The sequence below is a fragment of the Variovorax sp. RTB1 genome (assembly GCF_035018765.1).
Classification (GTDB): domain Bacteria; phylum Pseudomonadota; class Gammaproteobacteria; order Burkholderiales; family Burkholderiaceae_C; genus Variovorax.
Map to the genome: position 1 here is coordinate 1 of NZ_JASJXG010000079.1, position 12,978 is coordinate 12,978.

At 63.4% G+C, this 12,978-nt stretch carries 9 protein-coding genes; 1 reads left to right on the top strand and 8 read right to left on the bottom strand.

The genetic code is table 11. The features are described 5' to 3' along the window. The 6 genes from QN397_RS25430 to QN397_RS25455 form a co-directional block, all read right to left on the bottom strand. Positions 1–919: ABC transporter ATP-binding protein (locus QN397_RS25430; RefSeq protein WP_323502348.1), on the bottom strand; the 919-nt coding region annotated here is incomplete at its 3' end. Between the two features lies 1 nt (position 920). Continuing rightward, entirely contained in the window at positions 921–1,835 is a 915-nt protein-coding gene (locus QN397_RS25435) for an ABC transporter permease (protein WP_323502349.1), read from the bottom strand. Further along, positions 1,828–2,772, bottom strand: coding sequence for an ABC transporter permease (locus QN397_RS25440; RefSeq protein WP_323499476.1), 945 nt, complete (start codon positions 2,770–2,772; stop codon positions 1,828–1,830). The genes QN397_RS25435 and QN397_RS25440 overlap by 8 nt, the downstream gene beginning before the upstream one ends. A 2-nt stretch (positions 2,773–2,774) precedes the next feature. Then, entirely contained in the window at positions 2,775–4,331 is a 1,557-nt protein-coding gene (locus QN397_RS25445) for an ABC transporter substrate-binding protein (RefSeq protein WP_323502350.1), read from the bottom strand. An 86-nt stretch (positions 4,332–4,417) separates the two neighbouring features. Then, positions 4,418–6,154, bottom strand: a complete 1,737-nt coding sequence (locus QN397_RS25450) for a N,N-dimethylformamidase beta subunit family domain-containing protein (RefSeq protein ID WP_323502351.1) — start codon at positions 6,152–6,154, stop codon at positions 4,418–4,420. Between the two features lie 80 nt (positions 6,155–6,234). Further along, positions 6,235–8,523 carry a penicillin acylase family protein gene (locus QN397_RS25455; protein ID WP_323502353.1) on the bottom strand — a complete coding sequence of 763 codons (2,289 nt, stop codon included), beginning with the start codon at positions 8,521–8,523 and terminating at the stop codon, positions 6,235–6,237. A 42-nt stretch (positions 8,524–8,565) separates the two neighbouring features. Between QN397_RS25455 and QN397_RS25460 the strand changes: the two genes are divergently transcribed. Continuing rightward, a complete protein-coding gene (locus tag QN397_RS25460) occupies positions 8,566–9,357 on the top strand; it encodes a GntR family transcriptional regulator (protein ID WP_323499480.1) in 792 nt (263 codons plus the stop codon). Positions 9,358–9,375: 18 nt separating this feature from the next. On the opposite strand, the gene QN397_RS25465 is transcribed toward QN397_RS25460, so the two are convergent. Continuing rightward, the gene (locus tag QN397_RS25465; RefSeq protein WP_323502355.1) at positions 9,376–10,017 is read right to left on the bottom strand and encodes a class II aldolase/adducin family protein; all 642 of its coding nucleotides are present in this window, start codon (positions 10,015–10,017) and stop codon (positions 9,376–9,378) included. Continuing rightward, positions 10,014–11,342 (bottom strand): 3-oxo-tetronate kinase, encoded by a 1,329-nt coding sequence (gene otnK / locus QN397_RS25470; protein ID WP_323502356.1) that lies wholly within the window; start codon positions 11,340–11,342, stop codon positions 10,014–10,016. Before otnK ends, QN397_RS25465 begins: the two co-directional genes overlap by 4 nt. Between the last annotated feature and the right edge of the window lie 1,636 nt (positions 11,343–12,978).

Consider the following 12,978-nt stretch of genomic DNA (forward strand, 5'->3'; position numbering starts at 1 on the left):
CGGGCAGCGCCTCAGGACAGCGCAGGCTGAAGCGGCAGCCCGGAATGTGCACTGAAGGATCGGGGATGCTGCCGGCAATCGACTTCAACCGGCCGGGCTCGCCATCCAGCCGTGGAATGGCAGCCAGCAGGCCGTCCGTGTAGGGATGCAGCGGCTTGCCGAAAAGTTCCAGAACCGGCGCCGACTCGATCACCTGGCCGGCGTACATCACCACCACGCGATCCGCGAACTGCGCAATCACCCCGAGGTCATGCGTGATGAGGACCACCGACATGTCGAGCTCCGACTGCAGCTCTTTAAGCAGCTGAAGGATCTGAGACTGGATCGTGACGTCGAGTGCGGTGGTTGGCTCGTCTGCTATCAAAACCTTGGGTTGGCAAGCGATGGCGATGGCGATGACGACGCGCTGGCGCATCCCGCCAGAGAGACGGTGCGGGTAGTCGTCGATGCGCCGGGCTGCATCCGGAATGCGCACCAGCCCCAGCAGCTCGATCGCCCGCTTTCGCGCCGCGGCTGCGGTCAGCCCCTGATGCAGACGCAGCGGCTCGATGATCTGGTCGGCGATGGTCAATACGGGGTTCAGCGACGACATCGGGTCCTGAAAGATCATCGCGATCTCGGCACCGCGGATGCGCCGCATCTGTGGCTCGGGCAGCTTGAGGAGATCGCGATCGTTGAAGACGATGGTGCCGCTAGAGATCCGGCTCGTCGCACGCGCGTGCAGCCGCAAGATCGACAGCGCACTGACGCTCTTGCCGCTGCCCGATTCGCCGACGATGCCAAGGCACTCGCGCCGGCCGATGCTGAAGCTCACGTCGCGAATGGCGGAGACCCAGCCATCGTCACCGCGGAACTCCACGGTCAGGTTGTTGACTGCGAGCACGGGTGATTCGGGTTGCCCCATCGGTTCCGGCACCACCTCAGGCCTCCACTTTCAGCCGCGGGTCGAGCACGTCGCGCAGACCATCGCCCAGCAGGTTCATGCCCAGCGCAGCAAGGCTGATGGCCAAGCCCGGAAACAACATGATCCACCAGGCCTCTATTGAATAGTCACGGCCTTCCGCGATGATGTTTCCCCAACTCGGCGCCGGCGGCGGCGGGCCGATGCCGAGAAAGCTGAGTGCGGCTTCGGCTAGGATGGCGTAAGCAAAAACGAAGGTCAGCTGAACGACCAGCGGCCCCATGCAGTTGGGCAGGATGTGCCGGAAGATCATGCGCAGATGGCCGGCTCCCGACAGGCGTGCCGCTTCGACGTATTCCATCTCGCGGATCACCAACGTCGAGGCGCGCGTGATGCGTGCCGTGCGCGGTATGTAAGCCACGGTCAGCGCGACGATGACGCTGGTGGTCTGCGGACCGAGCGCTGCGCTGATGCCGATGGCAAGGAGGATGGCGGGGAACGCGAGCAGCGCATCCATGAATCGCATCAGCGGCGAATCGAGGCGGCGGAAGTAGCCGGCAGCGATGCCGATGAAGGCGCCGACGATGCCCGACGCCAGCGCCACCGAAAGCCCGATGAACAGCGACAGCCGCGCGCCTTGCAGCACGCGGGTCAGCATGTCGCGGCCGAACATGTCGGCACCGAAGAGCATCGTGCTCGATGGCGGCTTGAAGCGGTTGCGCATGCGCATCGCAGTCGGGTCGAGACCGGTGAGCATCGGACCGAAGATCGCGGCCAGCACCAACAGCGTGATGATGACCAAGCCGATCACGAACGAGCGGTGCTTGAAGAGCTTGCGAACCAGCCGCAGCTTTCGCCGGGGCGCGAGCAACTGCGCCGCGCTTGCCGGCTGTGCGTTGCCATTTGATTTCGACAGCACCGCCGCCTCAGTCATAGCGCACCCGCGGGTCGACCAGCGTGTAGGCCAGGTCGACACAGACATTGACGAGCACGAAGGCGAAGCCAAGCAACAGCATCGTTCCCTGGATCAGTGGGTAGTCGCGCGCCATGATCCCTTGCACCACCAGCCGCCCGATACCGGGCAGCGCGAACACCTGCTCGATGACGACCGAGCCGCCGATGAGCAGCGACAGGATGATGCCGCTCACCGTGACCACCGACATCAGGGAGTTGCGAAAGGCATGTTTGCCGATAGTCACCCACTCGTTCAGACCCTTGGCGCGCGCGGTGCGGATGTAGTCCTGGTCGAGCACGTCGAGCATGCTGGAGCGCGTCATGCGCGCGAGGTAGCCGATCTGGAAGAGGGCGAGGATGGCGGCCGGTTGCACCATCGATCGCAGCCACGGGCCGAAGCCTTGCGACAGCGGCGCATAGCCGGAAGAGGGCAGCCAGCGCAACTCCACCGAAAAGACGATGACCGAGATGATCGCGATCCAGAAGCTGGGGATCGACACGCCGATGAGCGCGACGCCCATCACGGCCGAATCGATCCAGGTGTTGCGGTAGTAGGCCGCGATGATGCCGAGCGCGATGCCGACCGGCACCGTGATGGCAAAGGCCAGCAGCGCGAGCGACACCGTCACAGGCAGCCGGGCGATCACCGCGCTGAACACGCCCTGGTTCAGCATCAGCGACTGCCCGAAATCGCCGCGTGCCAGATTGCCCAGCCAGGCGATGAGCTGCTCCCAGATCGGACGATCGAGTCCGAGCTGATGACGCAGCTTGTCGATGGCTTCGGGCGATGCGTCCGGGCCGGCCATGACCACCGCTGGGTCGCCCGGCAGCATGTGCATCAAGACGAACGCGAGTATCGCGACCAGGACGATGACCGGAATCGCCTGCAGCAGCCGGAAGATGACGTTGCGCGCCACCGTTACTTCAGGCTGACGTTCCAGAAGCGCGGCAGATAGAAGCTCGCGAAGTTATCGACCTTCTTCTTGTTGAAGGCGTTGATCGTGCCCATGTCGACGATCTTGATCATGTAGGCCTGTTCGAGCACCTGCTTCTCGATGACGTCCCATGCTTCCTTGCGTTTGCCAGCGTCCAGCGAGGTGTAGAACTTTTCGTAAGCGGCATCGAGGACAGCGTCGTTCTTCACCTGCGGGAAGGTGTAGAACATCGTGCGCCACTGCTGCGGACCGAGCAATGGGTTCGAGCAAAAGCTGGTGGTCGACACGTTCCATGTCCCGGTGCCGCGCTGCATGTTGCTGGCATTGGTAGTCCAGTCGACCACGTCGACGTTGACGTTCATGCCGGCCGCCTTCATCAACTCCGACAACACGAGGATCGAGGTGCGGAAGTTGGGGTAGTTCGACGTCGTTTGCAGCGTGATCGGCTCGTTCTTGTAGCCGGCTTCGGCCAGCAGCTTCTTGGCTTTGTCCGGGCTTTTCTGGTCGTAGTAGACCTTCATCTTGTCGCCCTGGTAGTACGGGCTGAACGGGTACACCAGCGAGTGGTTCATCTTGGCGATCTGGCCGGTCGCGGTCGAGATTTCTTCGACATCGACCACTGCGTTGATGGCCTGGCGGATCTTCGGATTGGCCGTCGGCCCTTGCGAGCTGTTGACGATGAAGACCTGCATGCAATACGGGAACACCGTCTGCGTCTGGATGTCCGGGTCGCTGGCAAATCGCTTGGCGAGTTCGGGCGGGATGCTGGCTGCGACATCGACGTCGCCGGCCTGCAAGGCGGCGACACGGGCATTGGCTTCTGGGATGAATCGGTAGCGCACCGAGTCCACGTAAGCGATGCGCCTGCCGGCATAGCCGTCGATGCCCTTGTAGCTTTCGTTGGCGGTGTAGCCATCGAAGCGTTCGAGTACCAGGTGGCTGTCCTTGGTCCACTCGCCCAACTTGAACGGGCCGCTGCCGATCACGTCGGCACCCCGCGCCGGCTTGTCTTTTTGCGAGGCCGGCAAGATGACGAACGGATACACCGGGCTCTTCAGGATGTCGACGAAGACCGAGTTGGTCTTGTTGAGTTTGACGATGAACGTTTCGGGGTCGGGCGCTGTCGCGCTGGCCACGTCGCTGAAGATCACCGCGTTGGGGCTGATCTTGCGATAGCGCTCGAAAGAGGCGAGCACATCGGCAGAGGTCAGGACGCTGCCGTCATGAAACTTCACGCCCTTGCGGATCTTGAAGGTGAAGGTCTTGGCGTCGTCTGCAATGGTGTAGCTCGACGCGATCATCGGTCGCGTCTCGTAGTTTTCACCGACGGTGATGAGCGAGTCGTACAGGTGGTGAATCACCTCCAGCTCGACCGCGCTGCTCGACACATAAGGGTCGAGCGTGCCCGGCCCCGACACATAGGCATAGCGCAATTGGCCACCCTTTTTCTGTGCGTGGACCGGCATGTTCGCCGCAGCTGCAAAGAGTGCGGCAATGGCCGCGACAGTCACCAACTTCTTGAAGATCGTGCGAACGGACATGCCTGCTCCTTAGGTGAAGAGAGAGAGTCAATTTATATGATATATCGGCCAAGCGCCATCACCTGCAAGCGACGTGCCAACGCAGTTCAGGTTTTGTCGGTGAAGCGCTTCAGCACGTTGCGGGTGATCTTGCTCGTGAAGAACTCGTTGCGCTTCAGTCCCATGATCCATTCGCAAGTGCCTGCGGTGACGACCTCGCCTTTGCCCCGCGGCATGTGCACCAGCATGCCCGAACCGTATCGGGCCTTGGCCAACGATTCTTCTGATTGATCGCCATAGAGCGACATCGACGCGCCCCGCATGTCGCTTTCGCCGAGGTAATAGCGGTAGCCCTCCTCGGCGAACATCGATTCGACCTTCAGGGCCGGTGACATCGCCAGGATGGAGACACTCGCCGGCGCACCGTCTTCGCCGGTCGGGTAGGGCAGGCCGTAGCGAAAGGTGTAGTCGAGCCCATCGACCTCGTACGAAAAGATGTTGGCAGACGCACCGAAGATGTCGCCGTAACCCAATTGCGTGCCTTCGAAAACCCAGTGGTCTTCCCGGTACACGGTAAAGCCCTTGGAGCCGCGCGGTGCGAAGCCGCCCCATGAGGCGTAGATGCCTTGCAGCCCGTTGACGCCAACCGTCGTCGCGCCCGGCCAGTTCACCACCTTGCTCTCCCATGCGCAGGTCAAAAGGTGTTGCTTGTCGGTGCCGTACACAGGGTCTTCGGCGTAGCGGGCCTTGTAGCAAACCTGGCGCGTGCCGTTGTCTTCGAGCCGAACCTGCCACATGAAATTGCCGCCGAAGCGCGCGAGCGAGCCGCCTTCGTCGACGAAGCGGTCGATGCGCGTACGCATGTCATGCGTCCAGTATTCGTCGTGACCGACGATGACCACCACCTTGTAGCGGTCCAGGATCTCGGGCCGGTAGTGCAGGTCGGTCTGCGTGATCATGTCGAAGGCGATGCCTTCGCGCTCGGCCCAGGTCACGAAGTGGCGGTCGTACTGCGCCCATCCGGACGCTGCAAAGAAGTACCCGTAGCCGTAGCTCCAGGCCCAGTCTTTCGGGTGATAGCGCGGGGCAGTCAGCGGGTCAGGAACCGGCTCGGCGCAGATGCGCGGTGCGCCTTCCGGCAACCACACCATGCCGCGCGTCCAGGGCCGCAGCAGGCTCAATTCCGGCGACGCCGAATTCTGGTCGGCGCCATCGACACCGATGTAGCTGCTGGCGCCGCCCCAGTCGTTGTAGGCCATCCATGTCGACGTCGGCAAGATCATCAGCAACTTGGCGGTCTGCGTTTTTTCGGTCGGGCGCACGACAAAGAAATGATGCTGCACGTAGCGTCCGCCGTCGGGCCGGATGCAGGTCGAGATGATCTTGTAGAAGCCGGAGCGGGCGTCCGCTGGAATGGTCCAGCGCAGGCTTTCGGGCCATCGGCACCCGGCCTTGTAGGCGTCTTTAGGGGCGGCATGGAATACGCCGGGCAAGTCGTCCTGCTTGAAGACGGTTTGCGGTTCCAGTCCATCGAGCACCACTTCGAGCATCCAGACCGGTGCATAGGTACTGCTGTGGAACGTGACCGTGTCGCCCGGATCGTACGAAATCGCATCGGTGTACGTGTGCACCTCGGGCCACGACGGATCTTCGCGCGGGCCGTCGTACCAGCGCCGATCGGACCACCCGCTGTCCGCGTACATCGGACCGATGCTCGGCTGCCCCATGTTGATTGCACGGATGCTGCGTCGGTCTCCGTTTGCGCGCTGACCGAAGGAGTTGACTCGCTTCGGTGGAGTGGAAGAGTCAGGCGTTGGGGCTGCCGGGTCGGGTGCGTCGCTCAAGGTCATGCTCCTGAAGAGATAGCCCGCAGGTTATATGATATATCCGGTGGAGCGCAAGAGGATTGCGCCGGAGCTTTGCTTCAGTCTGCCGGAACCATCGCGGTGCGGGTCGAGGCCGCTGCGATCACATCCCAGTCGTAGTGCATCGGCACCATCTTGCATTGCGACCACGCCGCGTGCTGGTCGGTGTAGTGCGGGCTTTCGGGTTGACCTGAGACGCCGCCAAACACGATCCACTTCGAGTTTTCCCAAGCGCCGACGTCGAACACATAGCGTGCGACCGCCCCGTAGAGCGCCTTCAACCCTCCGGTCGACAGGCTGCCGTTGGCCATCACCGTGTCGTTGTCGCCGCCGACTTGCGCGCCGGGCGGATTCAGCTGCGCAGCGGCCTCCGGGAACTGCGCGGCGAGCGGATGAGACAGCGCTGCCGTGTGGTGTTCGCCCCAGGGGCGACCATCGAAAATCCGTGCTGCGCGAGCCAGCGCTTCTGCGAAAGCGTCTGACCACTGCGTGCCACCGAGCAGCGAACGGTCGTCGGTGCGAAGAAGGTTCGGCAGCGTCCACCAGAGCTGATTGACCGGCACAACGCCGGGCGGCACTTGGGTGAACGGATCGCTCTTGGTCGCATTCAATCCCGAGCGCTCGAGCAGCACGCCCGCCAGTTGCCAACGCATCGCCGCATAGGCCGCGGCCGCGACCGAGTCCGCCGTCATGCGTGCGTCCCAGTCGACGATCAAAGCCTGCATCCGGCCGGCCTCTGCGGGTTGTGGCGGCAAGTCGCGCAGTCGTTGCTGGAACAGGGGCGCGGTCAAACTGAGCACGTCGCCGTGCATCGCGGCCATGTCGTCGACCGTTGCTGAAGGCAAAGCGGCGAGTCGTGTCTCTAGCCGGCGGGCGCGATAAGAGGGGTGGCAGTCCGTGCAGAAGTAGTGGCGGTCCCCCGGTTGCTCCGCAACGAAGCGGTTGTTTGCGGTGGCGAGGTAGCCGCGTGGCGGGTCGAACGTTTTGGGCATGTCGTCCCAGGGGATCTCGCCTTTCCAATCGTAGTCGCCGGTCCAGCCCGGCACGGGCAGCCAGCCGTTGAGGCGCGGGCGGTGCGGCACCACGGCGCGCACCAGGTGACCGATGCGGCCATCGACATCGGCTGCGACCAGGTTGTGATCGATCAGGCCCCAGCCGCGTGTCGACTCGAAGAGTGCATCGACCGTCTCGGCCTTGAGCATGCGCGGCAGGCAGTCGAAGGATCGGTCGGAGAGGGCGAATTGAACCGACCGCAGTGCGATGGCGCTGCCATTCGCCGCCGACCCGGCAACGATCGGCCCATGTCGGGTCTCGACGATATCGATGGTCACGGGCTCGGCGCCTCGAACCGTGATGACCTCATTGCGCACGGTGCTGTCGAACCACTCGTCCTTGTACCGATAGTGCGCACCGCCGTCCTCGAACTGCTCGACGAAGAGATCGTGTATGTCGGCGAAGGCGTGGGTCACGCACCAGGCCACGCGGCCGTTGTGGGCAAAGTGCGGGTAGCCCGGCACGCCCGGCACGGTGAGGCCGATGACGTCGAACTCATCGCAAGCCAGATGCGTTTGCACGTACATGCCAGGCATCTCGAATTGACGGTGTGGGTCGCCTGCCAGTAGCGGCCGGCCGGAGGCGGTGCGCGATGGCCCGACCACCCAGTTGTTGCTGCCGCCGCCAGTCGCATCCGATGCACCGAGCTCAGCGAGCGCCTCGATAGCGGGTGCGAGGTCTTGCAGGCTGGCGATCCAGCGCGCGGCTTCGGCGCCGGGCGGGATGCAGAGAAGGTCGCCATGGCCATTCTCATCGCCATCGTCGTAGCGCAGCTTGGCGATGTCGTCGGGGCCGATAGCGCCGAGTGCCGCCGCGCGCCACAGCTTGAACCACACCGAGCCCATCAGGAAACCGCGGTAGCGCATCACCGCGATGCTGTGCCACGGTTCCCACTGTTCAGGCGCGGCCCCGAGCAGGCTGTATTCCATCGGCAGCGGATGACCTTCGGCGAGGTATGCGTTCACGCCTGCGGCGTAGGCGTCGAGCATGGCGCGTGCATCGGAGCCGAGTGCGGCGTAGTCGGCTTGCGAGGCTCGGCTGCCGCCGAGTCGTCGCGCCAATGCATCGGCCGCCACGGCAGAAGGGCCGGCCCATTCGGCCCAGCGACCGGCCATCTTCAGACGCGTCGCATCCATTTGCCAAAGGCGGTCTTGTGCGTGCACGTAGCCTTGCACGAAGAACGCATCGCGGCTGCTGCCGGCGCGAATGTGCGGGATAAACCACGCGTCTCGCCAGACCTCGGCCGGTGCTGTCAAACCTTGAATTCGAAGCGTGCCGGGTGCGGCTTGTTGCATGATATATCCCTGTCAAATACTCAAAATAATGGAACGCCTGCCATGGGAAGAGCTTCTGCCGGACTCGCGTCGCCTCAGCCTCACGTCCGCTCGATCGGACGTGAAAGCCTCACGACCCAGGTCTACGACGAACTCCGCGCCGGCCTGATGGAAGGCCGATTCTGGCCCGGCTATCGCTTCAAGATTCGTGACCTCGCGGTCGCGATGAACGTTTCCGAAACGCCATGCCGCGAGGCCCTGATGCAGCTGGTGCGCGAGCGCGTGCTCGACATGGACGCGGGCCGATCGATCTGCGCCGCGCCGCTCACGTTGGCGCAATACCTTGAGCTGCGCGCCATCCGCCTCAAGCTCGAAGGCATGGCCGGCGAAGCCGCGGCGCGCAACGTCACGCCCGCGCAACTGCGCGAAATCCAGGACCTGCACAAGGCGTTGATCAAGGCACAGGACGACCACGACTGGCCCGCTGCCGTGCGCGTGAACTGGCAGTTTCATCACGCGGTCTATGCGGCCGCGGCAATGCCTGAACTGCTTGCGCTGATCGAAGGCATCTGGCTGCGCAACGGCCCGATGCTCAACCTGCAGTACCCCGATGCGGCACCCACTTACGACGGCGAGCATCAGCATCTGGCCATCATCGACGGGCTCAAGAAGCGCGACCCGGCCAAGGTGCGCGCGGCCATCAAAGCCGACACGATCGAAGGCGGGAGAAAGTTCGTCGCGCTGCTCGAACGCATCGATCGCGGTGAAGTGCCGTATCCGCAGAACCAGGCCGAGCAGGCATTGCCGACACGGGCGAGCGGGGTGGCACGCAAGGTGGCTGCAGCCAAACGCTGAACGCATTTCAGGCACTTGTCAGCCGGCCATCCGCGAGCGCCCGTAGACCTTGTAGCGCTCGTGCACCTCCTGCATTTCCGCGTCGCTCAACAGCGTGGGCGCGCCGAGTTGCAGCGTCATCCAGTAGTGGCGCGCGAGCGTCTCCAGCTTGATGGCGGTGGTGACACAGGCATGGAGGTTCGCTGCGCGGCTGAGCATGCCGTGGTTCGATAACAAGCAGGCGGTGCGACCTTCCAGCGCCAGGACTGCATTGCTTGCGAGCGCGGCCGACCCGAAGGTGGCGTAGGGCGCGCATCGAATGCTATTGCCGCCGTAACCCGCGACCATGTAATGAAAGGCGGGGATGTCCATGCGCTGACAGGCGAGTGCGACGCAGGCGTCCGAATGGGTGTGGACGACGGCGTGCGTCTCGGGAAAGTGTCGGTATATCTCAGCATGCATTTGCCATTCGCTCGACGGCACGCCAGCGCTTCGCTCGCGGCCATCGAGCCCGAGTTCGACAAGACTCGCAGCATCGATGCGCGCGGCATCGATGCCTGTTGGTGATATCAACAAGCCGTCGCTGCCGCAGCGCACGCTGACGTTGCCGCTGCTGCCACGGTTGAGGCCTTCTTGGTCGAGTCGAAGATAGGCTTCGACGATTTGCTCGCGGTCTGTCATGCGGGTTGCTCCGCGGCAGTAGTAGCGGACACCACTGGGCCGCCGCTTGCCATGCGGTCGAGCGCCACCTTGAATGCGTCGAGGCCGGCCAGCTTGCCGGACTTCAAGCACACCACGAGCGGGTCAGACGATGAGTTGGTCGAAGTTGAAGTGACATCCAGTGCCAGCGGCAACGATGGCCCGGCGAACGGACCGACCTGCAGCCGATCGATACCGAGATGCGCCAGCACAGCGCCCGAAGTTTCGCCACCCGCAATCAAAAAACGCCGTGCGCCGCGTGCACGCAATCCACTGGCGATGCGCCCGAGCAAGTCTTCCGCGGATGCGGCAAGCCGTGCGACGCCAAACTCAGCCTGCAACATTGCGACATTGGCCGGCGTGTCCGACGTCGACACAGCGATAGGTCCGTCCGACATGCGCGCGTCTGCCCACGCCAGTGCGGCGCCGACCACGTCATCGCCGCGGACGTGCGCCTTCAAGTCGAGTGCAAGAACAGGATGGGAGCGCGCGAAGACGTCGAGCTGGCGCCGCGTTTGTTCGGCGCAACTACCGACCAGCACGACGCCATGGCCGCGCACTGGCGGGAAGTCATCGGGCGCGCGCCGACTGTCGAGCCAGCCGAGCTGGCGCCACATGGCAGGGTAGTGCGCCGCGAGCGACGAGCCGCCCGTCATCAACGGCCAGTGCACGGTGGCTTCAGCCAAATGCGCAAGGTCTTGATGGTCGGCCGCATCGGCGATGGCGCAGTCGATGCCTTCGCTGCGGAGCATGGCGACGCGCTGCGCGATGGCGGTTGCGCCGGCACGCACGTCGACGTGACTGATCAATCCGATGCGTCGGGTCGTCTGCCGTTGCAGTACCCGCACCAGGTCGGGATCGGTCATCGGCGTCACCGGGTCGTCCTTCTTCGGCGACTCGCTCACCAGGCGATCACCGACGAAAAGATGGCCCTGGAAAACAGCGCGCTGGTATTCAGGAAAGGTCGGGCAGCACGCGGTGAACTCGCTGCCCGTTTGCGCCATGAGCACCTCGATACACGGCCCGATGTTGCCCGTGTCGGTGGAGTCGAAAGTGGCGCAGTACTTAAAGAAGAGTTGGCGGGCACCAGCCGTGCGCAAGACCGAGGCGCCGGCTTCGAACAGCGCGCGCGCTTCGGCCGCGGGGGCGATGCGGGTCTTTTGCGCGATCACGACTGCGTCTGCGTTGCCGATGGGTTGGGCGGCGCTGGCCGAGGTTGCAAGCAACGTCGATACGCCTTCCGCGACGAGCATCGCAGCAAGTTCGAGGCCGCCGGTGAGGTCGTCTGCCAGTCCACCAAGAATCATTCGGAGCGCTCCTGTTTGGGAACTGCGGATACGGGGTGCTAAGACGGCAAGACGTCGAAGAATGCGTCAATAAAATATATCATATATGCCAAATTTTGCACCACGGCAATCTGCTGCGCCGGCACTTCCGTGTCGAGCGCACGGAGGGCGCACACGTGATCCCCGACGCTGTTCTTGAGCAATCGCGTCTACGGAATGACCTGCGATTGACTGCAGGGTCGATCGATCGTTTAGACAGGCATCTAGATTACGACGTTAGCGCTAATGCCTTACACGCAAACTCGGCACCATCAGCAAGATGTGAAACCTTCACATGACCTCCAGCTGAGCGAACCACCATGCGCCGCGAACCGTTTGTCGAAAACCACGCAGGAGGAGGCGGGCCCCCCGATGCGCCCGCAGATGGAAGCCGGCACTCTTCGGTACAAGCGCAATGGGATTTGGTAGAGCAAGCCTTTCATCGTGACTTCGGGGGTCGTGCTGCCGCAGGCGAGCAGTGGGAAATGATCGATCGCGCATTTCGTCGGGATTTCGGTGAAGTCGCTGCCAGGAAGATCTTGAGCGGCGAGGCGCCCCGGCCGGCCCGCACGCCCGTCGGCTCGGAGTGGTGTGCGAACACAGTTGAGTCAAAGGCATCCAACTGCAGCACGAGCGGAGAGATCGCGTCACTGCAGCCAAAGCCTTTGTCCGTTGAAGCGCGACGCACGGAGGACCGGTCAGAAGCACCTTTTGCGAGGCGAGTCGCGCTAGGCGGCTTGCTGCCGGGTCGGCAACCCATCTTTCTTGAACCGTTCGAGCCGCCCAGTGGAGAACTCGATCCAAGTAGAGGACGAATTTGGTTTTCCGCTCCAGCCTTGTTAGCGGCGGGCTTCTTTGCGAGTGCAGTCGTAGCCGCATTTTTTGCGTTTTGGGGCGCGAATCCACGTTGGGACCGAGATCTGTCCCGGGCTATCACGAGCGTTGACGCTACGGCGGTAACCCCAGCCAATCAGAGCTTGCCTGCACCAGCTGGGCTACTGCGGGCTCCCGCCCTCGATCCCGTTGGTGAGCCACGCGAGGCTTCACCGGGTCAAAGTCAAATTACGCAGAACACAGCGTCACCTCTGGACCTGAAGGCGATTTCTCCGACATCCGATAGCTTGTTCGACCGTGCCAACGCGCCGCCCTCTGCGAACAGCAAGGGTTCGACCGCCTATGCACAAGGGGAGGCCCAGGGTTCGACAACGCGGGCCGGACAGAGCACGAGCCGTGTGAGCGGAAGGAATGATTCCTCTGCCAGGCTTTCCTCGGATGCGACGTCTCGGCGACCGGAACCTCTACGGAGTAATGACGACCGCATTCCCTCACCTCGGCCGCCCGTCGTCATGCCCAATGTCTCTCCGGCAGTGTTGGCAGTCCGCACGCCCCAGCGCCCCGAGCCTTTTCGGGAATCCTGTGACTTTGTGAGGCGCGTGCTTGGAGACTCGCGCTGCATGGATCACGTTGGCCTACCAGCATCAGGCGGACCTTCCGCCAGCGGCGCTGCAGCTGTTACTGCTTCCGGCGGAGGCTCTTCAGGATCGACCGTAGTTTCTGCAGCGTCCGCCAGTGGAAGCGGTTCTGCGAGCAGTGCGTCGAGTGCTGGCGTAGCAGGAGC